General features: G+C 62.4%; 20 protein-coding genes and 2 rRNA genes. 13 read left to right on the top strand and 9 right to left on the bottom strand.

From position 1 onward, the window contains the following. Positions 1-25 precede the first annotated feature (25 nt). The 11 genes from AC0J5Z_RS15545 to xerD all read left to right on the top strand — a co-directional run bounded on the left by AC0J5Z_RS15545 (position 26) and on the right by xerD (position 14036). Positions 26-3181 (top strand): 23S ribosomal RNA (locus AC0J5Z_RS15545). A gap of 141 nt (positions 3182-3322) precedes the next feature. Then, positions 3323-3439 (top strand): 5S ribosomal RNA (gene rrf / locus AC0J5Z_RS15540). A gap of 326 nt (positions 3440-3765) precedes the next feature. After that, positions 3766-5625, top strand: coding sequence for a hypothetical protein (locus tag AC0J5Z_RS15535; RefSeq protein WP_475033869.1), 1860 nt, complete (start codon positions 3766-3768; stop codon positions 5623-5625). Beyond that, positions 5618-6604 carry an HAD-IIA family hydrolase gene (locus AC0J5Z_RS15530; RefSeq protein WP_475033866.1) on the top strand — a complete coding sequence of 329 codons (987 nt, stop codon included), beginning with the start codon at positions 5618-5620 and terminating at the stop codon, positions 6602-6604. Before AC0J5Z_RS15535 ends, AC0J5Z_RS15530 begins: the two co-directional genes overlap by 8 nt. A gap of 9 nt (positions 6605-6613) precedes the next feature. Further along, on the top strand, positions 6614-6898 hold the full coding sequence (locus AC0J5Z_RS15525) for a hypothetical protein (RefSeq protein WP_475033862.1): 285 nt from the start codon (positions 6614-6616) through the stop codon (positions 6896-6898). A gap of 3 nt (positions 6899-6901) precedes the next feature. Then, on the top strand, positions 6902-7714 hold the full coding sequence (locus AC0J5Z_RS15520; protein WP_475033858.1) for a TlyA family RNA methyltransferase: 813 nt from the start codon (positions 6902-6904) through the stop codon (positions 7712-7714). A 12-nt stretch (positions 7715-7726) separates the two neighbouring features. Beyond that, entirely contained in the window at positions 7727-8767 is a 1041-nt protein-coding gene (locus tag AC0J5Z_RS15515) for an NAD kinase (RefSeq protein WP_475033854.1), read from the top strand. Between the two features lie 3 nt (positions 8768-8770). Further along, positions 8771-10510 carry a DNA repair protein RecN gene (gene recN, locus AC0J5Z_RS15510; RefSeq protein WP_475033851.1) on the top strand — a complete coding sequence of 580 codons (1740 nt, stop codon included), beginning with the start codon at positions 8771-8773 and terminating at the stop codon, positions 10508-10510. Between the two features lie 128 nt (positions 10511-10638). Further along, positions 10639-12384 carry a CTP synthase gene (locus tag AC0J5Z_RS15505; RefSeq protein WP_402937540.1) on the top strand — a complete coding sequence of 582 codons (1746 nt, stop codon included), beginning with the start codon at positions 10639-10641 and terminating at the stop codon, positions 12382-12384. A 27-nt stretch (positions 12385-12411) separates the two neighbouring features. Further along, complete coding sequence (locus AC0J5Z_RS15500; protein WP_475033847.1) at positions 12412-13074, top strand: NUDIX domain-containing protein; 663 nt, start codon at positions 12412-12414, stop codon at positions 13072-13074. Between the two features lie 2 nt (positions 13075-13076). Beyond that, positions 13077-14036, top strand: a complete 960-nt coding sequence (xerD, locus tag AC0J5Z_RS15495) for a site-specific tyrosine recombinase XerD (protein ID WP_475039732.1) — start codon at positions 13077-13079, stop codon at positions 14034-14036. Positions 14037-14079: 43 nt separating this feature from the next. Here the strand turns inward: xerD and AC0J5Z_RS15490 are convergent, their stop codons facing one another. Continuing rightward, the gene (locus AC0J5Z_RS15490) at positions 14080-14844 is read right to left on the bottom strand and encodes a hypothetical protein (RefSeq protein WP_475033845.1); all 765 of its coding nucleotides are present in this window, start codon (positions 14842-14844) and stop codon (positions 14080-14082) included. Positions 14845-14900: 56 nt separating this feature from the next. Here AC0J5Z_RS15490 and AC0J5Z_RS15485 point away from each other — a divergent pair, with 56 nt between their 5' ends. Further along, complete coding sequence (locus AC0J5Z_RS15485; RefSeq protein ID WP_475033843.1) at positions 14901-15395, top strand: 8-oxo-dGTP diphosphatase; 495 nt, start codon at positions 14901-14903, stop codon at positions 15393-15395. 84 nt (positions 15396-15479) lie between these two features. Here AC0J5Z_RS15485 and AC0J5Z_RS15480 read toward each other — a convergent pair whose 3' ends face one another. From AC0J5Z_RS15480 to AC0J5Z_RS15445, 8 genes are all read right to left on the bottom strand, one after another. Next, positions 15480-16619 (bottom strand): bifunctional 2-methylcitrate synthase/citrate synthase, encoded by a 1140-nt coding sequence (locus AC0J5Z_RS15480; RefSeq protein ID WP_475033841.1) that lies wholly within the window; start codon positions 16617-16619, stop codon positions 15480-15482. Between the two features lie 77 nt (positions 16620-16696). Then, complete coding sequence (prpB, locus tag AC0J5Z_RS15475) at positions 16697-17602, bottom strand: methylisocitrate lyase (protein ID WP_475033838.1); 906 nt, start codon at positions 17600-17602, stop codon at positions 16697-16699. Then, the gene (locus AC0J5Z_RS15470) at positions 17603-19123 is read right to left on the bottom strand and encodes an MmgE/PrpD family protein (RefSeq protein WP_475033380.1); all 1521 of its coding nucleotides are present in this window, start codon (positions 19121-19123) and stop codon (positions 17603-17605) included. It abuts the gene before it with no gap. A gap of 40 nt (positions 19124-19163) precedes the next feature. Then, positions 19164-19820: a GntR family transcriptional regulator gene (locus AC0J5Z_RS15465; RefSeq protein ID WP_475033377.1), complete on the bottom strand. Its 657-nt coding sequence runs from the start codon at positions 19818-19820 to the stop codon at positions 19164-19166. Between the two features lie 69 nt (positions 19821-19889). Continuing rightward, positions 19890-20978 (bottom strand): class I SAM-dependent methyltransferase, encoded by a 1089-nt coding sequence (locus tag AC0J5Z_RS15460; protein WP_475033834.1) that lies wholly within the window; start codon positions 20976-20978, stop codon positions 19890-19892. Positions 20979-21113: 135 nt separating this feature from the next. Beyond that, positions 21114-22754: a LuxR C-terminal-related transcriptional regulator gene (locus AC0J5Z_RS15455; RefSeq protein WP_475033830.1), complete on the bottom strand. Its 1641-nt coding sequence runs from the start codon at positions 22752-22754 to the stop codon at positions 21114-21116. Positions 22755-22811: 57 nt separating this feature from the next. Further along, positions 22812-23525, bottom strand: a complete 714-nt coding sequence (locus AC0J5Z_RS15450) for a response regulator (protein ID WP_475033826.1) — start codon at positions 23523-23525, stop codon at positions 22812-22814. Continuing rightward, entirely contained in the window at positions 23522-25168 is a 1647-nt protein-coding gene (locus tag AC0J5Z_RS15445; protein WP_475033823.1) for a sensor histidine kinase, read from the bottom strand. The genes AC0J5Z_RS15450 and AC0J5Z_RS15445 overlap by 4 nt, the downstream gene beginning before the upstream one ends. A gap of 139 nt (positions 25169-25307) precedes the next feature. On the opposite strand from AC0J5Z_RS15445, the gene AC0J5Z_RS15440 reads away from it, so the two are divergent. Beyond that, a complete protein-coding gene (locus tag AC0J5Z_RS15440; protein ID WP_475033818.1) occupies positions 25308-26654 on the top strand; it encodes a cation:dicarboxylate symporter family transporter in 1347 nt (448 codons plus the stop codon). Positions 26655-26880: the final 226 nt, after the last annotated feature.

Raw genomic sequence — 26880 nt, 5'->3', positions numbered from 1 at the left:
TCGAGTAAGTTTTTGATCTTTGTGTGGTCAAGTTTTTAAGGGCACACGGTGGATGCCTTGGCATTAGGAGCCGAAGAAGGACGTAGGAATCTGCGATAAGCCTGGGGGAGTTGATAACCGAGCGTTGATCCCAGGATGTCCGAATGGGGAAACCCCGCACAACGCTGTCAAAAGTGATTGTGTGACCCGCATCTGAACACATAGGGTGCGTGGGGGGAACGCGGGGAAGTGAAACATCTCAGTACCCGCAGGAAGAGAAAACAATAGTGATTCCGTTAGTAGTGGCGAGCGAACGCGGATCAGGCTAAACCGTTTCCATGTGTGATAGCCGGCGGGCGTTGCATGGGCGGGGTTGTGGGACTTTCCGTTCTGGTTCTGCCGGACCAGTGAGGTGAGGTGCAGGCATAGGTGAACGGTCTTGAAAGGCCGGCCAGAGAGGGTGTGAGCCCCGTAACCGTAATGTTGTGCACGGCCTGGGGAGTATCCCAAGTAGCACGGGGCCCGAGAAATCCCGTGCGAATCTGTCAGGACCACCTGATAAGCCTAAATACTTCCTAATGACCGATAGCGGACCAGTACCGTGAGGGAAAGGTGAAAAGTACCCCGGGAGGGGAGTGAAACAGTACCTGAAACCGTGTGCTTACAATCCGTCGGAGCAACCGCGAGTGATCGCATAGTAGTTGTGACGGCGTGCCTTTTGAAGAATGAGCCTGCGAGTTAGTGTTACGTCGCGAGGTTAACCCGTGTGGGGTAGCCGTAGCGAAAGCGAGTCTGAATAGGGCGAGTGTAGTGGCGTGATCTAGACCCGAAGCGGAGTGATCTACCCATGGCCAGGTTGAAGCGACGGTAAGACGTCGTGGAGGACCGAACCCACTTCAGTTGAAAATGGAGGGGATGAGCTGTGGGTAGGGGTGAAAGGCCAATCAAACTCCGTGATAGCTGGTTCTCCCCGAAATGCATTTAGGTGCAGCGTTGCGTGTTTCTTGCCGGAGGTAGAGCTACTGGATGGCCGATGGGCCCTACAAGGTTACTGACGTCAGCCAAACTCCGAATGCCGGTAAGTCAGAGCGCAGCAGTGAGACTGTGGGGGATAAGCTTCATAGTCGAGAGGGAAACAGCCCAGACCACCAACTAAGGCCCCTAAGCGTGTGCTAAGTGGGAAAGGATGTGGAGTTGCGAAGACAACCAGGAGGTTGGCTTAGAAGCAGCCATCCTTGAAAGAGTGCGTAATAGCTCACTGGTCAAGTGATTCCGCGCCGACAATGTAGCGGGGCTCAAGTACACCGCCGAAGTTGTGGATTTCACATAATGCCCTAGCCTTCGTGGTTCAGGGGTGTGGAGTGGTAGGGGAGCGTCGTGTGGGCAGTGAAGTCGCGGTGGAAACCAGCGGTGGAGCCTACACGAGTGAGAATGCAGGCATGAGTAGCGAAAGACGGGTGAGAAACCCGTCCGCCGAATGATCAAGGGTTCCAGGGTCAAGCTAATCTGCCCTGGGTAAGTCGGGACCTAAGGCGAGGCCGACAGGCGTAGTCGATGGACAACGGGTTGATATTCCCGTACCGGCGAAAAACCGCCCATGCCAAGCGGGGGATACTAACCGCCCGGAGCCTGCCCGCCCACCCTTGTGGTGTGTGGGTTTTGGCCGAGCGCGGGACCTGATCCCGGGAGGTAAGCGTATTAACAGGTGTGACGCAGGAAGGTAGCCGGGCCGGGCGATGGTTGCCCCGGTCTAAGGATGTAGGGTCAGGGATAGGCAAATCCGTTCCTGTGTGTTCAATCACGGTCCTGAGATCTGATGGGACCCCCGTATGGGGGGATCCGGTGATCCTATGCTGCCAAGAAAAGCATCGACGCGAGGTTTTAGCCGCCCGTACCCCAAACCGACACAGGTGATCAGGTAGAGAATACCAAGGCGATCGAGAGAATTATGGTTAAGGAACTCGGCAAAATGCCCCCGTAACTTCGGGAGAAGGGGGGCCTGCCCCGTGATGGAGACTTGCTCTCCGTGAGCGGGTGTGGGCCGCAGAGACCAGGGGGAAGCGACTGTTTACTAAAAACACAGGTCCGTGCGAAGTCGCAAGACGATGTATACGGACTGACTCCTGCCCGGTGCTGGAAGGTTAAGAGGACCGGTTAGCCCCTTGCGGGCGAAGCTGAGAATTTAAGCCCCAGTAAACGGCGGTGGTAACTATAACCATCCTAAGGTAGCGAAATTCCTTGTCGGGTAAGTTCCGACCTGCACGAATGGAGTAACGACTTCCCCGCTGTCTCAACCATAAACTCGGCGAAATTGCAGTACGAGTAAAGATGCTCGTTACGCGCAGCAGGACGGAAAGACCCCGAGACCTTTACTATAGTTTGGTATTGGTGTTCGGAGTGGCTTGTGTAGGATAGGTGGGAGACGTTGAAACCCGGACGCCAGTTCGGGTGGAGTCATCGTTGAAATACCACTCTGGTCACTTTGGACATCTAACTTCGGCCCGTGATCCGGGTCAGGGACAGTGCCTGATGGGTAGTTTAACTGGGGCGGTTGCCTCCTAAAAAGTAACGGAGGCGCCCAAAGGTTCCCTCAGCCTGGTTGGCAATCAGGTGTCGAGTGTAAGTGCACAAGGGAGCTTGACTGTGAGAGAGACATCTCAAGCAGGGACGAAAGTCGGGACTAGTGATCCGGCGGTACATTGTGGAATGGCCGTCGCTCAACGGATAAAAGGTACCTCGGGGATAACAGGCTGATCTTGCCCAAGAGTCCATATCGACGGCATGGTTTGGCACCTCGATGTCGGCTCGTCGCATCCTGGGGCTGGAGTAGGTCCCAAGGGTTGGGCTGTTCGCCCATTAAAGCGGTACGCGAGCTGGGTTTAGAACGTCGTGAGACAGTTCGGTCCCTATCCGCTGCGCGCGCAGGAAATTTGAGAAGGGCTGTCCTTAGTACGAGAGGACCGGGACGGACGAACCTCTGGTGTGTCAGTTGTACTGCCAAGTGCATCGCTGATTAGCTACGTTCGGATGGGATAACCGCTGAAAGCATCTAAGCGGGAAGCTCGCTTCAAGATGAGATTTCCATACACATCATGTGTGAGAGGCCCCCAGCCAGACCACTGGGTTGATAGGCCGGATGTGGAAGCGAGGACTAACGACTCGTGAAGCTGACCGGTACTAATAGGCCAACAACTTACACCACACAACACACTGCACGCGTCCACTATGTGGTTCCCGAACAACAACCGTTCCAGGAACCAAACAACTACATAACAACACCACAGTTGTAACCAACAGATTTCCCACCACCAGGGCCCGAACCCTGCTGGACGGGTAACAGAGTTACGGCGGTCATAGCGTGGGGGAAACGCCCGGTCCCATTCCGAACCCGGAAGCTAAGACCCACAGCGCCGATGGTACTGCACCCGGGAGGGTGTGGGAGAGTAGGACACCGCCGGACAACCATTCACGGGAAGCCCCGACCACCAGGTCGGGGCTCCCCGCATTTAACAACCAAAACCCGAAACAGAAGCCTGCCAAGAGTGGCTGTTCCCATGCTTGAGTCCAGTCGTTACGCGAGGTATTTCGGTGGCTCCGGGCTTGTGAGACTTCCCACGGGATGCCCCAAAGGGACCCTGGGCGTTCGGTCGCTGTGGCGGGGTCGAATAGAATTGAACCAGATATACGAGTCGGCAGCCGAGCGCTGCCGGCGGCGTGACAACGAAATAAGGGTTATGAGCGACTACGCACGCGCCAGTGGTCGGCTCGCAACAGGAGGAATCCACCATGGCTGAGCACAACGGCGGCAATCGCGGCGGCAATCGCGGAAACTTCGGAGGGAACCGGGACGACCGCGGTTCGTACCGCGCCAACAACAACTCCGGCGGCGACCCTCGTGGTTTCCGTTCCAGGGAGAACCGCGACGGCAATGACCGTCCGGCCCGTGATGGTGAGCGTCGTCCCTTCAACAATGACCGTGGGGGTCGTCCGGCACGCGACGGTGAGCGGCGTTCCTTCGGCGGCGACCGCGACCGTAAGCCGTTCGCTGACCGTGGTGATCGTCCGGCACGCGACGGCGAACGTCGTCCCTTCAACAACGACCGTGGCGACAGGCCTGCCCGTGATGGTGAGCGTCGTCCCTTCAACAACGACCGTGGCGACCGCAAACCCTTCGGCGACCGCGGCGACCGTCCGGCACGCGATGGCGAACGTCGTCCCTTCACCAACGACCGTGGCGACCGCAAGCCCTTCGGCGACCGCGGTGACCGTCCGGCACGCGATGGCGAACGTCGTCCCTTCACCAACGACCGTGGCGACCGCAAGCCCTTCGGCGACCGCGGTGACCGTCCGGCACGCGATGGCGAACGTCGTCCCTTCAACAACGACCGTGGCGACCGTAAGCCCTTCGGTGACCGCCCCGAGCGTGGACCGCGGAACTTCGATGGCCCCCGCCGCGATAACGATGACCGCCGCTCCTTCGGCGGCGACCGCGACCGCAAGCCCTTCGGCGACCGCGGCGACCGTCCGGCCCGTGATGGCGAACGTCGTCCCTTCAACAACGACCGTGGCGACCGTAAGCCCTTCGGTGACCGCCCCGAGCGTGGACCGCGGAACTTCGGCGGTGACCGCAACGAACGCGGCGGTGCATGGGAAGAACGCCCTGCCCGGGTTCCCAATGCCAAGGACATCCGCAGCGCCAACCGTCCCGACCGCGAACGTTCTCCAGAAATTGACGAGGACGTCACGGGCAAGGAACTCGACCGCGCCACGGGCCACCAGATCAAGACCCTCGAGGAGCAGAGCGCAGGGTGGGTCGCAAAGCACCTGGTCATGGCTGGCCGCCTGATCGACATTGAGCCCGAACTGGCTTTCCAACACGCCCTCGCTGCAAGCCGCCGCGGCGGACGCCTCTCGGCGGTCCGCGAGGCTGTCGGTCTGACCGCTTACGCTGCGGGTCACTATGGAGAAGCGCTGCGCGAATTCCGTACGTACCGCCGCATCAGTGGATCCAACGTGCACCTGCCGGTGATGGCCGACTGCGAGCGTGGCCTGGGCCGCCCTGATCGCGCCCTTGACATGGTCCGCTCTCCCGAAGCCCAGGATCTTGATGCTCCGGGCAAGGTTGAGCTTGCCATCGTGGCCTCAGGTGCACGTGCTGATCTGAAGCAGCTTGATGCTGCTGTCAGCGAGCTCGAGATTCCGCAGCTGGACATCAACCGTGCCTTTTCCTACAGCCCCCGACTGTTCCGTGCTTACGCTGAGGCATTGACCGCAGTTGGAAGGACCGAGGAAGCGGACAAGTGGGCCCGCCAGGCGCTCGTGGCTGAGAATGCTCTGGGTGTGGGCGACTTTGCTGAGCCCGAGATCCTTGATCTTGGCTGGGACGAGCAGGAAGAAGCCGCCGCCCGCAAGCCACGCTTCGAGAAGCCGGCCCCGGATGCCGACGTCGTGAAGCCTGAAACGGAGACGGTCATCGTTGAGGCCGCAGCCGCTGATGTTGAGCATGATGACGTTGAGCTTGATGACGTCGAGTCGGATTACTTCGAATCCGATGACGCTGAATCTGACATCGATTCAGCGGACGAAGACGCAGAAGCAAAAGACGAAGACACCGAGAACGAGGGCTCCGACTCCCAGCATGGCTGATTCACTGATCTCATCGTTTGATGCTGTCCTTTCGGATCTGGATGGAGTGGTTTATGCAGGACCGCACGCCATTCCCGGGGCTGTGGAGTCATTGCAGCGTCTCGAAACCGTGGGTGTCGGCCTGGGTTACGTGACCAACAATGCCTCGCGCACCCCTGCCCAGGTCGCGGCGCATCTGCGTGAGCTTGGTGCGCCGGCTGAGGACCATCAAGTGGTTAGTTCCTCCCAGGCGGCAGGGGAGCTTTTGGCCTCCATGCTGCCTGCGGGGGCTCATGTCCTCATCACTGGCAGCGCGGCATTGGCCCATGAGATCGAACTGGTGGGACTCAAGCCGGTGCACAGTGCCGCCGAATCCCCGGTTGCCGTCGTCCAGGGATTCAACCCGGAGATTGGGTGGAAGGATCTGGCGGAGGCTTCGTATGTCGTAGCCGGGGGTGCCATGTGGTTTGCCACCAACACGGACATGTCCATCCCGCAGGCCCGCGGCATGGCACCGGGTAATGGAACGCTGGTTGCCGCGGTGGCGGCTGCCACGGGTAAGACGCCGTTGGTGGCAGGCAAGCCCGAAGCGCCCCTTTTCCACGCGGCAGCAAAACGGCTAAACGCCGATCGTCCGCTGGTTGTGGGCGACCGTTTGGACACGGACATTCTGGGTGGTAACCGCGCAGGATTTGCGACGGCGGCTGTCCTCACCGGTGTGGACACCACCCACACCATCATTGCGGCCCGCACTGACGAACGTCCGGATTACCTGCTGGCGGACCTTGAGGGCCTTTACGCGCCGTATCCGGAGGTTGTCAGCGACGCCGGTACATTCCGTTGCGGTGCAGCCACTGCAGTTGCCGGGGACGGGACCGTCACGGTGACTGGCCTTGAGAGTGATCTTGACGCATGGCGCGCGGCGTGCGCGGCATGGTGGGCAGTGGTTCCCGACACGGACGTTGCGCAGGCGCCGCAGCTGGAATGGCGAAATCACTAGACTGGTGCGATGACCGAGCCCCAACACTCAGAGCGTCAACACTTAGAGGCGGAACATCCTGAGCCGGAGCGACCTGCGGTCCAGTGGCCTGACGCCGCAAACCCCACAGGTGATCCGCTGGTGGACAGGGCACTCGGCCTGCTGGACGACGTCGCTAAATTGCCCGTGCCGGACCATGGCGAGCTGTACGCCGGTATGCATGACTCCTTGTTGGAAGCCTTGGATGCCGAACCCGGGCTTCCTGCAGTCCCCAAAAGCACCCCCAGCGATCCCTGCCCGGAAGGCGACAGCTAACGTATGTCAAGACTTGATCAGGAACTCGTCACCCGTGGGCTGGCGAGGTCCCGTACCCATGCCGCCAAGCTCATAAGTGACGGCAAGGTCAGCTCGGGCGGCAATGTCCTCGTCAAAGCCTCGCACCACGTGGATGCTACGACGGAGTTGGATGTCGAGTCCCACTTGGAGGACATCTACGTCAGCCGCGCCGGGCATAAGCTGGCCGGCGCGCTGAAGGCGTTTCCCGCCGTCGTGGTTTCCGGAAAGCGGTGTCTCGACGCCGGTGCCTCCACGGGTGGTTTCACTGACGTCCTGCTGCGGCAAGGTGCCGCCCAAGTGGTGGCGGTGGACGTGGGGCACGGCCAGCTGGTGACGCACCTTCGGGAGGATCCCAAGGTGGAGGTCCACGAAGGCCTCAACGTCAGGTATATGACGCCGGAGCAGATTGGCGGTCCGGCACAGCTGACGGTTGCTGACCTGTCCTTTATTTCGTTGACGCTGGTCCTATGGCCGCTGGCGCAGTGCACCGAGCCGGGCGGCGATTTGGTCCTTATGGTCAAACCGCAGTTTGAGGTTGGCAAGGAGCGTCTGAGCCGAACCGGCGTGGTGTCCTCAGAGAATGAACGGCGCCGGGCGGTGGCACAGGTCGCCCGCGCAGCAGTGGATGCAGGCCTTGAACTTCAGGACCTGGCAGCCAGTCCGCTTCCCGGGCAGGACGGAAATGTTGAATACTTCCTGTGGATGACGCGCAGGATGTCCTCGGTGTTGCCTAAGATCGAAGAGCGGGACGAGGACGTTGCTGCATTGATCAGGAAACTCTGGCCGAACCACTAGAAAGCAGATTCGATGAGCAGGCGTGTACTTGTCCTTGCCCACACTGGGCGGGAGGAATCGCTGCGCGCAGCGTGGGATGCCTGTACGCAACTGCATGCCTCTGGTCTGGTTCCCGTGCTGCAGAAGTCCGAACTTGCAGATATCGAACGGTTCTTTGGTGCCCTCGATACGCCCATCGAGATCCTCAACGATCACGTCAATCTGGAGGACGTGGAACTCGTGATGGTCCTGGGCGGCGATGGCACCATACTCCGCGCAGCTGAGCTGGTCCGTGAAGTCGATGTCCCGCTGCTGGGCGTCAACCTGGGTCATGTGGGTTTCCTCGCGGAAAGTGAACGCGCCGATCTGGCCCAGACGGTGGAGTGGATAGCCAGCCGTCAGTACACGGTGGAAGAACGCATGACCATCGATGTCCAGGTGTGGGTCAAGGGCCAGAAGATTTGGCACACGTGGGCTTTGAACGAGGCTGCCATTGAGAAGGCCAACCGTGAACGCATGTTGGAGGTTGTCACCGAGGTTGACGAGCGTCCTTTGACGTCGTTCGGCTGTGATGGTGTTGTCCTCGCGACGCCCACGGGTTCCACGGCCTACGCTTTTTCGTCAGGTGGCCCCGTCGTGTGGCCCGAAGTTGAGGCTTTGGTCATAGTTCCCATCAGCGCCCACGCACTTTTTGCCAAGCCCTTGGTGGTGTCACCCCGTTCCAAGTTGGCCGTCGAGATCATGAACCGGACAGACGCCTTGGGGGTCCTCTGGTGCGATGGCCGGCGATCGGTGGATCTCCCGCCGGGAGCGCGCGTTGAAGTAACGCGCTCGGCAACCCCGGTGCGGCTGGCACGGACGCACAAGACACCGTTCTCGGCCCGGCTTGTCCGCAAGTTCCAACTTCCCATCCACGGCTGGCGCGGCCCGGCGCCCCGGAGCGGCGAAGTGCACACTGGACCCATCCCTGTCATCCGCACCCTGTCACCGGCACCGTTGCCCAGCCCCCGGGACTCCGGAACGTCCCAGGACCTGGGGCACGGTGAGCCATCAGACCCCACGAATGCGAAGTGAACCATGCTCGAAGAACTCCGAATCCGTGACCTCGGCGTCATAACCGACGCCGCCCTGCCGCTGGGCCCCGGCCTGAGCGTCGTCACCGGCGAAACCGGTGCAGGCAAAACCATGGTGGTGACCGCCGTCGGACTTCTTCTTGGTGCCCGTTCGGACGCCGGCGCCGTTCGGAGTGGAGCCAAATCCGCGTCGGCGGAAGCTGTGCTGAAGCTCGATCCCGCGCACAGTGCGGTAGCCCGCGCCCAGGAGGCCGGCGGCGAGGCGGAAGAGTTCGACGGCGTTGCTGAGCTCCTGCTGGCCCGCACCGTTGGTGCCGACGGGCGTAGCCGGGCTTATGTTGGTGGGCGTGCGGCACCGGTGGGGGTATTGGCCGAGTTGGGCGAAAGCCTGGTGGTGGTCCATGGACAGTCAGACCAGATCCGGCTCAAGAGCGCTACCGCGCAGCGGCACGCCTTGGACAGATTTGCCGGAGCACCCCTCGCCAAGACGCTGGGGGAGTACCAAGGGCTGTTCAACCACTGGAAGGCCATCCAATCCGAACTTGAAACGCTGCGCAGCGAAGCCCGGGAGCGTTTGCGGGAGGCTGAGTCGCTGGACGCCGCCCTCAAGGAGATTGATGAGGTAGATCCCCAGCCGGGTGAAGACGAGACGCTCAAGGCCGAGGCCGTAAAACTGGCCAACGTCGAAGAACTGCGCTTGGCGGCAGCTGCGGCCCATGAGTCCCTCATTGCCGAAGAATTCGGAGACGCCGGCGACGCAACCACTATGGTGGATGCTGCGAAACGGACACTGGAGCACGTGGCCGAGCACGACGAGGAACTTCGATCCGCAGCCACCCGGCTGGCGGAGGTCGGCTTCCTCCTTAATGACATCGCCGCCGAGTTGTCCAGCTACCAGGCAGCGCTGGACACGGAAGGCCCTGAGCGGCTCTCCGAGATCGAGGAACGCCGGGCTGCCCTTGCCAAGCTGATCCGCAAGTATGCCCCGAGCATCGATGAAGTGCTTGAGTGGGCAGCTACAGCGAGGACCCGGCTTGACGAGTTGCAGGATGATTCCAGCCGCATCGAGTCCTTGGACGCCGAGGTTGCTTCCGCTGAGGCAACCCTGCGCAAGCTGGCGGCGGCCATCACCAAGTCGCGCCTCAAAGCTGCCAAGGACCTGTCAGCCCGTGTCAGCGCTGAGCTGAAGGCCTTGGCCATGGCCGACGCCTCTCTGGTCATCGAGGTGGATGGCAGCGGCGCGTTGGGCCCGTGGGGCACCGATGAGATCGCCTTCCTCCTCCAGCCTCACTCCGGTGCTCCAGCAAGGCCACTGGGCAAGGGTGCCTCCGGCGGTGAACTCTCCAGGGTCATGTTGGCGATCGAGGTAGTGCTTGCCGCGGTAGATCCTGTCCCGACGTTTGTCTTCGATGAGGTGGACGCTGGAGTTGGTGGGCGTGCTGCCGTCGAAATCGGACGCAGGTTGGCCATGCTCGCCCGGCACGTCCAGGTCTTGGTGGTGACGCATCTGCCACAGGTAGCGGCCTTCGCAGATCAACACATCCGCGTGACGAAAACTTCCGTGCGCGGCACTGATGGGAAGACAACCACCGGCTTCACATCCAGCGACGTTCAGCTTCTTAGCGACGACGAGCGGGTCAAGGAGCTTGCCCGCATGCTGGCCGGCCAAGAGGATTCCGAAAGTGCACAGGCGCACGCCCAGGAATTGTTGGACGACGCGAAGCTCCTGCCGCAGCGCGCCTAGCGCAGCGGGCGAGTGCGAGCACAATCACATCAGTGCGCTTAATCCCGCCCGGGTCTTGCTTGGAATGCGGTGGTGAGCAACTATTGACCATTTGGGGAATCCGAACGGACGCTTGGAAGGCGTAATTGATGATAAGCTCGAATTCCGTGGTGCAGCGATCAAATTCCCGTGTAAATTCCCGGTTCCCGGGCTCGTCCAAGACGACCAAACACATCTTCGTCACCGGTGGTGTGGCGTCCTCGCTCGGTAAGGGTCTGACGGCTTCCAGCCTCGGTCACCTGCTGCGGGCACGTGGTTTGTCTGTAACTATGCAGAAGCTCGATCCCTATCTGAATGTGGATCCGGGCACGATGAACCCCTTCCAGCACGGCGAAGTATTCGTGACGGATGACGGCGCCGAAACCGACCTGGACATCGGACACTACGAGCGCTTCCTCGATGAAAACCTCGAAGGTTCGGCCAACGTCACAACGGGCCAGATCTACTCCACCGTCATCGCCAAGGAACGTCGTGGCGAATACCTTGGAGACACCGTCCAGGTCATTCCCCACATCACCGATGAAATCAAGCGCCGCATGCGCCTGCCTGCTGAAGGCAAAAACGCTCCGGACGTCATCATCACCGAAATCGGTGGCACGGTAGGCGACATCGAGTCGCAGCCGTTCCTTGAGTCCGCACGCCAGGTTCGCCAGGATGTGGGCCGCAATAACGTCTTCTTCCTCCACGTTTCCCTGGTCCCGTACATCGGCCCTTCCCAGGAACTGAAGACCAAGCCTACCCAGCACTCCGTGGCTGCCCTCCGCTCCATTGGTATCCAGCCTGAAGCAATCGTGATCCGCTCGGACCGCGAAGTGCCCGATGCCATGCGCGAAAAGATCGGCCGCATGTGCGACGTCGATATCGACGCCGTGGTTAACGCCGCTGACGCACCCAGCATCTACGACATCCCCAAGACCCTGCATTCACAGGGCCTGGACTCCTACATCGTCCGTGCACTGGACCTGCCGTTCAAGGACGTTGACTGGAGCAAGTGGGACAAGCTGCTTGAAGCTGTTCACAACCCCAAGCACGAGGTCGAGGTCGCCCTGGTGGGCAAGTACATCGACCTACCGGACGCGTACCTCTCGGTCACCGAGGCACTCCGCGCCGGTGGTTTTGCCAACGAAGCCAAGGTCAAGATCCGCTGGGTCCCCTCGGACGAGTGTGAAACCCTGGCGGGTGCCACCAAGTCCTTGGCCGGTGTGGACGCCATTTGCGTTCCCGGCGGCTTCGGTATCCGCGGCCTCGAAGGCAAGCTTGGCGCTTTGAAATTCGCCCGCGAAACCAAGCTCCCGGTCCTGGGCCTGTGCTTGGGCCTGCAATGCATGGTGATCGAATATGCCCGCAACGTGGTTGGCCTTGAAGGTGCTTCCTCCAGCGAGTTCGAGCCCGATTCGAAATACCCGGTCATTGCCACCATGGAAGAGCAGCTGGACATCGTCGAAGGCAAGGGAGACCTTGGCGGCACGATGCGCCTTGGCCTCTACGAAGCCAAGCTTGACGAAGGCTCGGTCATTGCCGAGACCTATGGCACCACCACCGTCAGCGAACGCCACCGCCACCGCTACGAGGTCAACAACAAGTACCGCGACCAGATCGCTGCCGAGGGCCTGGTGTTCTCGGGTACTTCTCCTGACGGCAAGCTCGTGGAGTATGTGGAGCTTCCCCGCGAAGTCCACCCGTACTACGTAGCGACGCAGGCGCACCCGGAGCTCAGCTCCCGTCCCACGCGCCCGCACCCGCTGTTCGCAGGTTTGGTCAAGGCTGCCTTGGAGCGTCGCGAAGGTGCCCCCGTGGCCACCAAGACCGGCGCCCGCACGGTAGCTGCCAAGTAAACGCTAGTACTAACGAAGGACGGCGCGATGCCCGGTATTTCTGAAACCCCCCGCACATCAAGGCAGGTTTCGGACATGCCGAGCCCGCGCCGTCTTTTGTCTACCAGCAAGGTGTACGAAGGGCGCATTTGGGACGTTGTCAGCGACTCGTTCCAACTCAGCGACGGCACTGACACTCTGGTTCGTGATTACATCGACCACCCGGGCGCAGTAGCGGTGCTTCCCATGAACGTCGACGGCGAGATTCTGCTGCTGAAGCAGTACCGGCATCCGGTCGCCATGGATCTGTGGGAGATCCCCGCTGGCCTGCTGGATGTCGAAGGCGAGGACTTCGTGGTGGGGGCGGCCCGGGAGTTGGCCGAGGAAGCTGACTTGGTTGCGGTCACCTGGAACGTCCTTGTGGACTTCTTCAACTCGCCGGGTTCGTCCAGCGAGGCCGTCCGAATCTATTTGGCACGTGGCCTCAGCGATGTCCCCGTGGCGGACCGGCACGTCCGCACCGATGAAGAGGCAGAAATCGAGCTCCACTGGGTGCCTCTCGACGACGCCGTGAAGGCAGTGCTGGAAGGCCGGCTGCATAATCCGTCGGCGGTACTGGGGATTCTTGCTGCCGCTGCCGCGAAGGCCGATGGCTTCACCAGCCTTCGGCCAGCCAATGCGCCTTGGCCGGCTCATCCGAGCCAGCGCTGAGCATGGCCGAGGCCGGCACTCGAACCGCCAACGGCGTTGACCGCGCAATAACGGACTATCTGCAACACGTCGGCGTGGAGCGCGGCTTGGCGGCGAACACCCTGTCCGCATACCGCAGGGACCTCGCCCGGTACTCGAACTTCCTTTCGGCCCAGGGTGTGGAACGCCCGGGAAACATCACGCGACATCACGTGACGGCCTTCGTCCAGGCATTGTCCGACGGTTCCGACGGCGCCGCCGCCCTGGGGGTCCGCTCTGCTGCACGCACGGTGGTTGCTGTGCGTGGCCTCCACAAGTTTTGGGCGCTGGAAGGAACCACGACGGCGGACCCCGCCAGCGATGTGCACCCACCAATGCCGGGCAAGCGGCTTCCAAAAGCCATCAGCGTTGGTGAAGTGACGCGCATCTTGGAGGCCGCCGGGTCGGATAGCGCTACTGGACTACGTGACCGCGCATTGCTTGAATTCCTATACTCCACGGGTGCCCGCATCAGCGAGGCCGTGGGGTTGGACGTCGATGACGTTTCCCTCGAAGACACCGGCGGTGACCCTGCCATCGTTCGGCTGTTCGGCAAAGGTTCCAAGGAACGCTTGGTGCCCCTGGGCTCTTACGGTGCCCGCGCCGTCGGGGCCTATGTTGTCCGCGGCAGGCCGCTGCTGGCGTCCAAGGGGAAAGGCACTCCGGCGTTGTTCCTCAACGCCCGGGGTGGCCGGATCAGCAGGCAGAGTGCTTGGACCATCCTCAAGACGGCCGCCGAGAAAGCCAACATCACCAAAGATGTCTCGCCGCATACGCTGCGCCATTCCTTCGCCACTCACTTGCTTGAGGGCGGGGCGGACGTCAGGGTGGTTCAGGAGCTGCTGGGGCACGCGTCCGTGACCACCACACAGGTCTATACCTTGGTCACTGCGGATACGTTGCGGGAAGTTTACGCAGCGGCGCATCCCAGGGCCCTCGGCTAGCCAGGGCGCTGGGATAAATCCAGACCCTAAGATGACGCCCGAGTTACTCGAGCACGTTCAGCGTCAGCTCTACGGCGTCCACGAACAATGCCAGCAGCGATGTCCCCAAGCCAGCTACCAGCAACAGCCCGGGGTGTGCGAGGCCAACCACCACGCGCTTGAGCCGGGGCCGTCCGCGGAGGAACTTCTTCGGGACGCGTGTTTTCAGCGGTATCTGCCGCCAGCCCCGCAACCGGCGCAGGAACCAGGCACAGCGCACAATGAACGCCATCCACAGGATGGAGAGCACCAAGGGAACCGCTGCCAGCATGAGGTTGAATCCCAGTGCCGTGACTTCCTTTTCGGAATCGCCAATCACGGACTGGACAGTGGTGGAGATGGAGGCGCTCATCACCACGGAGGCGGCCCACACCATGAATGCCGCCACCAGGGCGAGGAATCGGACGAAGAAGTGGCCCAGAACTGTCGCGTCCACAGCGCGGAGGTGGCTTCGCGGCGTGGCATGCAGCACCACAAGCGTGGAGATCAAGGTGGGCAGTGCGGCCACGAGGACCAGCAGGTACCAGGTCCAGCCGGCCAGGTCCACCACTTCGTCCAGAACGATAAGCCCCGCCCACACTACGGTCCAGGCCCAGCCCGCATAAAGCGGGTGTTTGACCAGCCACCGGGGAAGCCAGGCGTCCCGGTCAGGTTTAGCCGTGGGGACTATTTCGGCGGCACCGGCACCGGAACTGTCGCTGGACGGCGGCTCTCCAACGGCGTCGACGGCGGCCACCTTGGCTCGCCCGTTACCCCCACCTTCAGTCATGGGCTCACTGTAGCAATGGCGGCAGCGTCAGGGGAGATCAGGTTAAGGTAGGCAGCATGACTGCAGCCCACGTGACCTTGTGCTTCCTCCTCCGCGACGGCGCGGACGGCGAACATGTCCTGCTCGGGACCAAGAAGACAGGTTTTGGCCGGGGCAAGGTGGTGGGTGTCGGCGGACATGTGGAGTTGGGGGAGACGGCGTCTCAGGCGGCATGCCGGGAGGTCATGGAGGAAATCAACGTCGTCGTTCACGCGAAGGACCTGATACCCGCCGGAACCGTTGACTTTGTGTTTCCTGCCAGGCCCGACTGGAACATGGCCACTACGGTGTTCCTGACCCGGGCTTGGGAGGGAGATCCGTCGGAAAGCGACGAGATCGCTCCGGCGTGGTTCCCTGTGGCAGAGCTTCCTGTGGACCGCATGTGGGCTGATGCCGAACACTGGCTCCCCGCCATGATCTCCGGCCAGCGTATCGCCGTACGGGTGGCCTTGGCGGCAGACAACGAGAATGTGGCTGACGTCCACACGGTTGAGTGGGTGGACCCGGAATAACCGGTTCCAAACATCAACGACGGCGGTCCGGTCGCCTTTCGGTGACCGGACCGCCGTCGTACGTCTCGCTGGAAAAGCAGAGCGTTAGGGCACGTGCCGCTCTTCCGGCCCGTTGTATTCGCTCAGCGGGCGGATCAGTGAGTTCGAGGCCACCTGCTCCATGATGTGGGCGGTCCAGCCGGTGATGCGGCTGGCGACGAACAGCGGGGTGAACGTCTGGGTGTCGAATCCCATGAGGTGGTACGTGGGTCCGGCCGGGTAGTCGAGGTTGGGCTTGATGGCCTTGGCCTCGTCCATGGCCTGCTCGAGCCCGTTGTACAGGCCCAGGAGTTCGGGGCGTCCGTAGTGGGCGATCATCTTGTCCAGGGCGGCTTTCATGGTGGGCACGCGGGAGTCGCCGTGCTTGTAGACGCGGTGCCCGAAGCCCATGACCTTCTTCTTCTGGGCCAGGGCGTCTTCCATCCAGGCCCGGGCGCGGGTGGCGGCTTCCTCGAGGGATTCCTCGCTGCGGATGCCGATCTCATCGAAGGTGTGCATCACGGCCTCGTTCGCTCCGCCGTGCAGCGGACCCTTCAGTGCGCCGATCGCCGCGGTGACGGCTGAGTGCAGGTCAGCGAGCGTGGAGGTGACGACGCGGGCGGTGAAAGTGGAGGCGTTGAAGGAGTGCTCCGCGTACAGGATCATCGAGACGTTGAACGCCTCCACCACCTCCGGAACCTGTTCTTCGCCGAACGTCATCCACAAGAAGTTGGCCGAATAGTCAAGGTCCTCACGCGGTTCAACGGGTTCCTGTCCGCGGCGGCGGCGCTGGTCATAGGCCACCACGGCGGGCATGGCAGCCCACAAGTCGATGGCCTTCTTCATATTCGCTGCGGGGGAGGAATCCTCGGCCAGTTCGTGCCGGGCGCCCAGCACCGACGCTGCCGTGCGGCACACGTCCATTGGGTGCGCCGTGGTGGGCAGTGTATCCACCACTGACTTGACCACGGGGTCCAGTGCACGCCCTGCGCGCTCGCGGGCGGTGAATTCCGAGAGCTCTATTTCGTTGGGCAGTTCGCCGTTCCACAGCAGGTATGCCACTTCTTCGAAGCTGCATTTGGCGGCCAGTTCCTGGACTGGATACCCGCGGTACAGCAGCGAGTTGGTGTCCGGGTTGACCTTCGAGACGGCGGTGTAGTCCACCACGACGCCGGCAAGGCCTTTTTTGATGTCTTCAGCAGCCATGCTGAACTCCTTCGTTCATAATGCAAGCGGCCCGGAAGTCCCGGACTGCCTGCTTTCCCCTGTATGAATCCCGGGACCTAGCGGAGGCCAGGTACCTGGAAGTTGAAAACGCCGGTATCGAATTGGTTGTATGCCTCGTAGTCGACGAGTTCGTAGAGGCGCGCACGCGTGAGCATGTTTTCCACTTGCGCTTCTTGGGTCCCCGCAGCCTTAATCGATTCCAGAGTACGCTCTGCAGCGCGCATGGCAATGCGGAGGAGGGTGACGGGGTAGATGATCATGTTCACGCCGACGGTTTGGAGTTGGTTGACGGTGAAGAGTTCGCTTTTGCCGAATTCGGTCATGTTGGCGAGGATGGGCACGTCGACGGCGTCGCGGATGGCTTGGAACTCGTCCAGGTCGCGCATTGCTTCGGGGAAGATCGCGTCGGCGCCGGCGTCAACCAATGCTTTGGCCCGGTCTTGGGCTGCCTGGATTCCATCTGTGGCGCGGATGTCGGTGCGGGCCATGATGAGGAAGTTCGGGTCGCGGCGGGCGTCTGCTGCGGCGCGGATGCGTTTGGTGGCGGTGTCGATGTCGACGACGTTTTTGCCGTCCAGGTGGCCGCAGCGTTTGGGGTTGAACTGGTCTTCGATGTGGCAGCCGGCCAGGCCGGCGTTTTCGAGTTCCTGGATGGTCCGGGCCACGTTCATGGGTTCACCGAAGCCGGTGTCGGCGTCCACGAGGGAGGGCAGGTCGGTCATGCGGGCGATCTGCCCGGCCCGGGTGGCTACCTCGGTGAGGGTGGTCAGGCCGATGTCGGGCAAACCCAAGTCGTTGGCGAGGACGGCGCCGGAGATGTAGACCCCGGCGAAGCCCTTTTCCTCGATCAGCCGGGCGGAGAGGGGGTTGAACGCGCCCGGGAATTGCTGCACGGTCCCGGAGGCCAGCAGCTCCCGCAGCTTGAGGCGTTTCTGTTCGGGTGTGGTTGTGGAGTACAGCATTTAGAACAGTCCCTTCGGAGCTGCTTCGAGGTTGATGATGCCGGGGGCGGCGGTGATGTTCAGTTGGTCCAGTTCACCTGTCCCGAGTTCGGGGAGGCGTTCGACGGCGGTGAGGAACCGTTCGATTTCGGCGTCCTCGACGAGACCGGCGGCGAGGGTGCGGAACTTGTGGATGTACTGCTCCCGGGCGAAGGGCCGGGCACCGAGCGGGTGCGCGTCGGCGACAGCGATGTCATCGGTGATGACGGTGCCGTCGGTGAGGGTGATTTCGACGGTGCCGCCGAAGGCTTTCTCGGAGATGTCCAGGGAGTGGTAACGGCGGGTCCATTCCGGGTCCTCGACCGTGGTGACCTTCTGCCAGAGGTCCACGGTGTCCGGACGGGTAGCCCGTTCGGGGGCGTAAGAGTCCACGTGGTGCCAGGTACCGTCTTGGAGGGCGACGGTGAAGATGTACGGGATGGAGTGGTCCAGGGTTTCGCGGGACGCGGTGGGGGAGTATTTCTGGGGGTCGTTCGCGCCGGAGCCGATGACGTAGTGGGTGTGGTGGCTGGTTTTGATCAGCACGGAGGCCACGTTGGCGGGGTCGGTGGTTTCGGGGTGCTCGCGGTTGAGCTTGCGGGCGAGGTCGATCCAGGCCTGGGCCTGGTACTCGGCGGAGTGTTCCTTGGTGTAGGTGTCCAGGATGGCGCGCTTGGCCTCGCCGGGCAGGGGCAGGGGGACTTCGTAGGAAGCGTCCGGGCCGTCGAGCAGCCAGGCGATCACGCCGTCTTCGCCTTCGTAGATCGGCACGGGGGAGGTTTGGCCGCGCATGGAACGGTCCACGGCTTCGACGGCCATTTTGCCCGCGAACGCCGGTGCGTGGGCTTTCCAGGTGGAGATTTCGCCCTTGCGGGATTGCCGGGTGGCGGTAGTGGTGTGCAGGGCCTGGCCCACGGACTGGAAGATCGTCTCAACATCCAAACCCAACAACGTGCCGATCCCGGCCGCGGCCGAGGGGCCGAGGTGGGCGACGTGGTCGATTTTGTGCTGGTGCAGGCAAATGGCTTTGACCAGGTTCACCTGGATCTCGTACCCGGTGGCGATGGCACGGACCAGATCCTTGCCGTTGGAACCGACGTGCTGGGCGACGGCCAGGATCGGCGGGATGTTGTCCCCGGGGTGGGAGTAATCCGCAGCCAGGAACGTGTCATGGTAATCCAGTTCCCGCACCGCCACCCCGTTCGCCCAGGCAGCCCATTCGGGGGAGACCTGATCGGTGATACCGAACACGCGGGCGCCTTTGCCGTTCGCGGACGGGGCGTGGGTCAGGGCCTGGGCGCGGGCTGCGACAATCGGGGCCCGGTTCAGCGAGGCGATGGCGACGGAGGCGTTGTCGATGATCCGGTTGATCACCATGTCAGTGACCTCGGGCGTCACTTCGACGGGGTCGGCGGCGACCACGGCGATCTTGTGCGCCAACTGCTCCTCGCGGGGCAGGTTCTCTTCGGACTTGTAGACGCGGACGTGGTGGTTCTTGACCATGATGCTCCTTCTCGGCAGTGGTGTTTCCAGGCAGGTGACGCTAGGCAGGGTGTTTGAGGGCAGTGCTGTGGGTGGCTTTGACGTGGGTGAGGCTGCGGTGCAGGTGGACGGTGGTGGCCGCCTCGGCCAGCCGCGGGTTGCCCGCGGCGATGGCCTCCGCGATCGCGGCGTGCTCCGCTGCGGCGGCGTGGAGCCGTGCGGCGTCATCGGCCGCGAGCCTGCGGACCCGGACCAAATGGACCCGGAGGCTCCGCATCGCCTGGGCCAGGTAGGAATTGGAGACCGCAGCGTCAATCGCCTCATCCAGGCGGCCCACCAAGGCGTAGTACTCGTGCCGTGCCGGGTCGTCGTCCCGGAGCAGTTCAGGTGCCAGCAGCAGTTGGGTATGCAACTCGGCGAACACACCCGGCTCGCCGCGCTGGGCAGCCAGGGCAGCGGCCCTGACCTCAAGGGTTTCCCGCAGCTCGAACAACTCGTCGATGCTCTCCAGCGAAATATCGGTCACGACGACCCCGCGGCCCCCTGCCGCCGTCGTCAACCCCTCAGCAGTCAGCCGGCCCAACGCCTCCCGCACCGGCGTCCGGGACACCCCAAGACGCTCGGACTGCTCCACCTCCGCCAAGACGCTACCCGGCCGCAGGCGCCACTCAATGATGTCCTCACGAAGGGCCGCATAGGCCCGATCACTGGCACGCATGACCCCAGTGTATACACAAACGAATCATCCAGTCATCAAACTGGATAGATAATCATCCTGTGTATACATTCAGCTTCTTGCGATGTAGTACGCGTTGAACGGATCATCGTCGAGTTCCTTCACGTCCACCGAGCGGAAACCTGCGTCCCGAAGCATGGCCGATGCCCGCTGTATCCCCCATACCGTTCCAAGTCCCTCGCCTCCTTGGCCCAGCGAAACGGCCATGCAATGGAAGGTGGAAATGGTGTAGAGGAATGCGGCCCACGGAAGGCTTGCATTGTCCTCGAGTCGGCTGGAGGCCTTGATGTCCACCATGAGGAACGTTCCGCCCGGCTTGAGCGCCCTTCGGATGTTGGCGAGGACCTGCGTAGGGCTTGCTTGGTCGTGAATGGCGTCGAATGCCGCCACCAGGTCGAATTCGTCCGCGACGTCGAGGCGGGTGACATCCTGCAGGACGAACTGGACGTTGGTCAGTCCCAGCGATGATGCTTCGGCGGTGGCTGCTGCCAATGCCTCGGCCGAGAAATCGTAACCGGTGAAGGAACTCGCCCCGAAAGCAGCTCCCAGCAGATTCACCGCATGGCCTTCTCCACATCCGATGTCCGCGACGGAGATTCCGTTGCGCAGTGCCTCCACGCAGCCTGTCAGGGGAAGGATCGTCTCCACGAGTGATGCATCGTTCACTGCAGCGCTTTCAGAAGCCATGATGTGATGGAACCGGGGGTAATCCTCGTAGCTCGTTCCGCCGCCCGTCCGGAACGCATGGACGATCTTCGGGGCCACCTCGCCCATCAGCGGGACATACTGCAACGTTCGCGCAAGATTTTCGGTTCCTGCCCCGGTAACCACAGGCACGAATTCAGGGCGCAGGCGATACGTTCCATGGTCCGGGTGGTAGTCGACGAACCCGGCCGAGGTCATGCCGCCCAACCATTCCCGGACATAGCGTTCGTTGAGGCCGGCCGCATCCGCGATAAGGCTACTCTGGGCCGGCGGGAGGGCCGCCAGGGTCTCGAAAAGGCCGGTTTGATGGCCGACCACCACCAACAGGGCGATGGACGAATCGTTCAGGATCCCGATCAATCGGCCAGTGGCCTCTTCCACGGCCTCCTCCGGGGTCGTGGATGTTTCCCAATGCTCGGCCTGGTTGCTGCTCATGGCTTGTCCTTGATGATGCGGGGGTCGGCCTACCCGGCCCGTTATCCGTAACTTCAAAATAAGGCCGCGGAGCCTTGCAGCGCGCCCGGGAAAACCTGCATCTTTTCGAGTGCCATGGGCAAAAATATGCAGGACTCAACCCCGGGGGTGCTCGGGTATCCCGTGGTGACGAGCCCAAGCGGCGGCAGCGGTCCTGGAGTTGACGCCGATCTTGGTGAAGATGTTCGCCAGGTGACGGCTGGCTGTTTTTTCGGAGATGGTGAGGATCTGAGCTATATGCCTGTTGCTTGATCCGGACAGCACGCAGCCCAGTACTTCCATTTCCCTGGCGGTCAGCCCGTCCAGATCATGATCAACCGTCGGCGCGGCACTTGGGGCCGCGCCAAGCTGGGCACGGATGGCGGCGGCGGTTGCACGTTCGGCGTCGGCCGCGCCGGTCTCGCCAAGTGCCGCCCGTACTGATGACATCCGCTCATGGATCCGAGCCAGCTCATAGCGTAGATGCTGGGAGCGGTAGCCCTGTGCTGCCGCCTCGAGATCCGGCAGCGACTGGACCCAGCGGCGCTGGGCCATCAACAACGCACCCCTGGCATGATGCGCCCAGGCGAGCAATCCCGCCGTTCCGTAGAAAGCGGCAGACCCTTCCAATTCGCGGCAGTACACCTCAGCGCCGACAGTGTCCCGGGGTGCCAGCAACTCCACGAGCGGTAGCAGCAACCACGCCCGTCCAAGACGGCCACGGTCTGCCAACGCTGCGCGGAGGTCTGTGAGCGCCTCCTCGCCTTTTCCAGCATCCGCCAGCAGCAAAGCCGATCCTGGCTGAGCATCCACGCCGAGGGCACGCGCCATGGCATACGCCGCTTCGGCACCGGACCGGTTTCCCCGCCGTCGTCGAATATCGCCCAGTTCACAGAAGCAGTCGGCGGCGATCCAGGCATGAGCGTTACGGAGGCGCTCCGCGAGGTGCGCCAGTTCCTCCTCCGCCTGCTTCCAGCCGCCTTCGGCGCTGATCAGCTGCAGTTCGTGGACCCGGACGATTCCCGAGTACACGAAGGACGTTGATAGCCCGGCGCACCACGATGCCAGAGCATCGGTCCATGCCCTCATACGGGAGTAGTCGGCCAATTCGTAGCAGAGGTGGATGACGGAGCAGTAGATATCGCCGCCCCACTCCGCCGATACCTGGCCGGCCATGACGGGAAGCAGGGCTTGGTCGAGGTCTGCGAAGCCGCGCACCGCCTGCCCTTTGCGGACGGCGGCGAGACCGGACAACATGAACGCGAAACTCCCCAGCTCCGGAGCTTTCAACCTGCTGTTCATGGCCGTCAGCTGAAGGGAAGCAGCAAGGGCAGAGTCGGCATCTCCCTCGAGATAGATTGCGTCGTTGCCCTCCAAATACAGCAGGTAACCGTGTTCCGCGGACTCGGGAAGCGTGGCCAACAGACGCCGGGCCCGGTTCAGCCACGCTGAGGACACTGCGATGTTCCCCCGAACACCCCACTGCAACGACAACGTCAGGGCAGACTTAGCGGCGGCCTGGACCTGTTCACTTGCGACCAAGCGGTGAAAGACTACCTCGGACAGTGCCATGGAATCCTGAACATCGCCCAGCCACCATTTGGAGCGTGACAGGATTTCAAGGTCGTCCACACCCAGCGCGGTTTCCGCCGCAGCGTCTTCCATGACCCGACGCGCAGTATCCCAGTCTCCGCGGGCAAAGGCCTCGCGGGCGTTCACGAGTTGCTGCTGCGCTGGAATCATCGGCACTGGTGACATGGACTCTCCATGGGTTTGCACCAGCTTACTGCGGGAGGTAGGGGGAGCGGGAGGACCCTAACCGCGGTTCCAGCCGTATTCGTTTTCCGGTCGACCCGGGGTGCCGTACCGTGGCGCCCGGGTGACTGTTCCGGCGTCGGCAAGGTATTCCAAATACCGGCGGGCGGTGACACGGGACATCCCCAGCGCGTCCATGACCTCACTCGCGGACACGGGTTGCTGCCCCGCCCTCACCAGGTCCTTCACTGATTCCAGCGTTGAGCCGGATAGCCCCTTGGGCAGGGGCAGTTCCGTGGGAGCGCGAAGACTCGCGAACGCCTGGTCGACGTCACTCTGCGAGGCTCCTGCTTTGGAGATCCCGGACATCGAGCCCGCCAGCTGTTCGCGGAACGTCCGGTAGCTGCTGAGCTTGTCGGCAAAAGTGGCGTAGGTGAAGGGCTTGATGAGGTACTGCACAACGCCTATGGACACGGCGCTGCGCACGATGTTCAGTTCCCGTACCGCAGTGATGGCGATGATGTCGGCAAAGACTCCCGCGGAACGCATACGGCGGGCGACGTCCAAGCCGTGAAGGTCAGGCAGGTTCATGTCCAGCAGGACGAGGTCCACAGGGGAGCCGGACGCCGCGAATTCGCCCAGGATGCGCAAGGCCGATTGGCCATCCGGTGCCGTCCCCACCAAGGTGAAGCCGTCCAAGCGGCCAATGTAGACCGAGTGGGCGTCCGAGGCTATCGGCTCGTCCTCCACCACCAGGACGCGGATGTCAGTCATGCCTTCTCTTCCTCGGGAACCGGCGCGGGGAGCAGAACATGGAACTGTGCTCCGCCGGGATTGCTGATGGTCATCGTACCGTTGAGCCGCTCCACCGCCTGACGCACCAAGGCGAGGCCAACGCCCCGCCCATGGGCACCGCGCGGGTTTCCTTCCGGGGACTTCGTGCTGAAGCCGTACTGCAGCACGTCATCGACGGAGTCCGGATTGATGCCGCTGCCTGAGTCCCGCACCGTAAATTCGACGGCGGCAGGCCCGGCTTCCACGTCCAGCTCCACCTTGCGTGGAAAGTCGCCGGCAGCGGCAGCGTCAATCGCGTTGTCCAGCAGGTTCCCGAGAATGGTCACCAGGTCCTGGATCTCCAGGCCACGGACGCCGGAGCTCCCAGACGTCCGGACCACCAATTCCACCCCGCGTTCGTGGGCTTCGGCCGCCTTGCCCATCACCAAAGCGCTCATGACGGGCTCGTCCACGGAGGCCACCATGTCATCGGTGAGTTGCTGGCTGAGTTCAAGATCCTTGGTGGCAAAGTCCAAAGCCTGGGGCGTGCGGCCCAACTCCAACAGGGAAACGATCATATGGAGCCGGTTTGCGTGCTCATGTGTCTGGGCGCGCAGGGCATCGGAGAGCGTCTTCATCGTCTGGAGTTCCGTGCCCAGGGACTCGATCTCGGTTCGGTCGCGGATAGTGGCCACCGTGCCGTAGACGGCGGGTTTCTGCCGGCTGCGCTCAGGCACTGGTCCCACCGCAGGGGCCTGATTGACTACCAGGATCCGCGGACCGGTGAGGTGGATTTCGTCGTGTGCGGGCCTGCCGGATTCGAACAGCGCTCGCAGGCTGCCGTCGAAGGGAAGATCAGAGAGCTTCGGCGCCTCGGCAGGTACCCGGTCGGCGTCGGAAGGTTCCAGTCCCAGCAGCTCTGCGGCTTGGTCGTTGTACATCACCGCCTTGCCGTGAGTGTCAATCAGGATCACGCCTTCGCGGACGGAGTGGAGGACGGACTCGTAGTACGCGAACAGTTGTGCCAGCTGTTCGGGCCCCCAGCCGCGGGTAACCGATCGAAGGTATCGTCCAAGCAGCCACGACGCGAAGGAACCGAAGACCAACACCACCAAGGCGATTCCACCAATCACCCCCAGCCTCTCGGCAACGTCGGTGTCCACGGTGCGGACCGTGATGCCGGCAGCCACCAGGGCTTTGACACTTCCGCCGGCGTCCTTGACGGGAGCGATGGTTCTGACCGAAGGACCCAGGGTTCCTGCAGTAACTTCGGTGAAGGTTTCGCCACCGAGGGCTGGTTCGATCGTCCCGATGTAGGGCTTGCCCAGTTCCTCGGTCCGAGGGTGGGTCCAGCGTGTCCTGTCCGGAGCCATGATGGTGATGAAATCAGCGTCGGCGTCGTCCATGACTTCCCGTGCATAGGGCTGGAGGATGGCTGAAGGATCTGCCGTTGAAGCCGCCTCCAGGACAAGGGGGTTGTTGGCCAGGGAGGTGGCGATCGCCTGCATCCTCGCTCCTGCTTCGTCGTAAGCCCTGTCCCGGGCTTCCACAACGGAGAACGCGCCGAAGACCGCCGTCAGTACCAGGACGAACAATAGATTCGCCACGAACAAGCGCCGGGCGATGCTCCAGCTGTGAAACACGTGGGCCTCCCATGACCAATATGACCGCAACGGTGATGTGTGTCACCAACGGCTCAATGATGGATATCACACAAGGGCAGCGGATTGGACATCAGTGCAGGACCGCAGCGCCTTACACAGTATCCAGAAGGAGAATCCCATGACCTCTCAACGAGGAGAGTCGGCAGTAGCCGCCAAAGGTGGACGCAAGGGGCTCGACAAGTCGCATTACCTGTACATCGCGGTCATCCTGGCCGTAGTACTCGGCGCCGTGGTCGGCCTGATGTTCCCCGAGGTCGGCAAGTCCCTCAAGCCGCTCGGTGACGGCTTCATCAAACTCATCAAGATGATGATTGCCCCTGTCATCTTCTGCACCATCGTCCTGGGCATCGGTTCCATCGCCAAAGCCGCAACCGTTGGCAAGGTCGGGGGACTCGCCTTGGGCTACTTCGTGGCAATGTCCACTTTTGCCCTCGCCATTGGCTTGGTGGTGGGTAACCTGATCCACCCGGGCGATGGGCTCAAGCTGACCCCGTACGATCCCACCAAGAAGGCCGACACCAACAGCACGGTGGACTTCCTCCTGGGAATCATTCCCGGTGACATCCCTGTCCTGCCCACGCTTCTGGCTGCCATCCTGGTCGGTTTCGCACTGCAGAAGATGGGGAAGCAGGGTGCCCCCATCCTCACCGCCATCGGACACGGACAGCGACTTGTCTTCCGTATCCTCATCATGATCATGTGGCTGGCCCCCGTTGGAGCATTCGGTGCCATCGCCGCCGTCGTTGGTGCCACCGGCGCCCAAGCGATCCTCAGCATGTTCACCCTGATGCTGGCCTTCTACGTAACCTGCGCACTCTTCATCGTGGTCATCCTCGGCACGCTCCTCCGTGCAGTGGCTGGAGTCAACATCTTCAAGCTCATGAAGTACTTGGCCCGCGAGTACCTCCTGATCTTCTCCACCTCCTCCTCCGAGGCAGCGCTGCCCCGCCTGATCGCCAAGATGGAGCACCTGGGTGTCTCCAAGCCGGTTGTCGGCGTCACGGTTCCCACGGGCTACTCCTTCAACCTCGACGGCACCGCGATCTACCTGACAATGGCTTCGCTGTTCGTAGCCAACGCCATGGGAACGCCGTTGGATCTCGGCGCCCAGATCTCCCTGCTGGTCTTCATGATCATCGCCTCCAAGGGTGCTGCAGGCGTCACGGGTGCCGGCCTTGCAACCCTTGCCGCCGGCCTCCAGGCACACAAGCCGGAGCTCCTGGGCGGCGTGGGCATGATCGTAGGAATCGACCGCTTCATGTCCGAGGCCCGCGCACTGACCAACTTCACCGGCAACGCAGTTGCTACGGTCCTGATCGGTACCTGGGTAAAGGAAATCGACAACGGCCAGGTGGAGCGCGTCCTCTCAGGCGATGAGCCCTTCGATGAGCAGACCATGATCGCCCACGGTGGCGAGGAAGAGGTCGCCCCCGAAACCGGGACCCGCGAAAAGGCAACGGTCTAGAAGGGCCAGCCTCAGCGCAACCCAGTAAGCCAAGGCCGGCACCCCACGAGGTGCCGGCCTTCGCTTTTCCGCCGTCAAAGGACGGCCTGCCGGGCAACCTTCGACCTCAACCAGAGGGTAAAGGCTCACGAATTGTCCAATGTCAAGTTCCCCGAATAACCGTGTCGGCCACTGTAGCCTAAGGGGGTAGCAGCGCTGTCGCCGGGGGCGCAGCGGCAGGGAAGAT

This window comes from Paenarthrobacter sp. TRD_SC_7, from assembly GCF_056156245.1.
This window is presented reverse-complemented; position numbering and strand designations above follow the sequence as displayed.

Coding starts and splice junctions, on each gene's coding strand:
- AC0J5Z_RS15515 (WP_475033854.1), top strand. CDS start 7,727: ATGAGCAGGCGTGTACTTGTCCTTGCCCACACTGGGCGGGAGGAATCG.
- AC0J5Z_RS15470 (WP_475033380.1), bottom strand. CDS start 19,123: ATGGTCAAGAACCACCACGTCCGCGTCTACAAGTCCGAAGAGAACCTG.
- AC0J5Z_RS15530 (WP_475033866.1), top strand. CDS start 5,618: ATGGCTGATTCACTGATCTCATCGTTTGATGCTGTCCTTTCGGATCTG.
- AC0J5Z_RS15535 (WP_475033869.1), top strand. CDS start 3,766: ATGGCTGAGCACAACGGCGGCAATCGCGGCGGCAATCGCGGAAACTTC.
- AC0J5Z_RS15520 (WP_475033858.1), top strand. CDS start 6,902: ATGTCAAGACTTGATCAGGAACTCGTCACCCGTGGGCTGGCGAGGTCC.
- AC0J5Z_RS15460 (WP_475033834.1), bottom strand. CDS start 20,978: ATGAGCAGCAACCAGGCCGAGCATTGGGAAACATCCACGACCCCGGAG.
- AC0J5Z_RS15490 (WP_475033845.1), bottom strand. CDS start 14,844: ATGACTGAAGGTGGGGGTAACGGGCGAGCCAAGGTGGCCGCCGTCGAC.
- AC0J5Z_RS15525 (WP_475033862.1), top strand. CDS start 6,614: ATGACCGAGCCCCAACACTCAGAGCGTCAACACTTAGAGGCGGAACAT.
- AC0J5Z_RS15500 (WP_475033847.1), top strand. CDS start 12,412: ATGCCCGGTATTTCTGAAACCCCCCGCACATCAAGGCAGGTTTCGGAC.
- AC0J5Z_RS15505 (WP_402937540.1), top strand. CDS start 10,639: ATGATAAGCTCGAATTCCGTGGTGCAGCGATCAAATTCCCGTGTAAAT.
- AC0J5Z_RS15440 (WP_475033818.1), top strand. CDS start 25,308: ATGACCTCTCAACGAGGAGAGTCGGCAGTAGCCGCCAAAGGTGGACGC.
- xerD (WP_475039732.1), top strand. CDS start 13,077: ATGGCCGAGGCCGGCACTCGAACCGCCAACGGCGTTGACCGCGCAATA.
- AC0J5Z_RS15450 (WP_475033826.1), bottom strand. CDS start 23,525: ATGACTGACATCCGCGTCCTGGTGGTGGAGGACGAGCCGATAGCCTCG.
- recN (WP_475033851.1), top strand. CDS start 8,771: ATGCTCGAAGAACTCCGAATCCGTGACCTCGGCGTCATAACCGACGCC.
- AC0J5Z_RS15485 (WP_475033843.1), top strand. CDS start 14,901: ATGACTGCAGCCCACGTGACCTTGTGCTTCCTCCTCCGCGACGGCGCG.
- AC0J5Z_RS15465 (WP_475033377.1), bottom strand. CDS start 19,820: ATGCGTGCCAGTGATCGGGCCTATGCGGCCCTTCGTGAGGACATCATT.
- AC0J5Z_RS15480 (WP_475033841.1), bottom strand. CDS start 16,619: ATGGCTGCTGAAGACATCAAAAAAGGCCTTGCCGGCGTCGTGGTGGAC.
- AC0J5Z_RS15455 (WP_475033830.1), bottom strand. CDS start 22,754: ATGTCACCAGTGCCGATGATTCCAGCGCAGCAGCAACTCGTGAACGCC.
- prpB (WP_475033838.1), bottom strand. CDS start 17,602: ATGCTGTACTCCACAACCACACCCGAACAGAAACGCCTCAAGCTGCGG.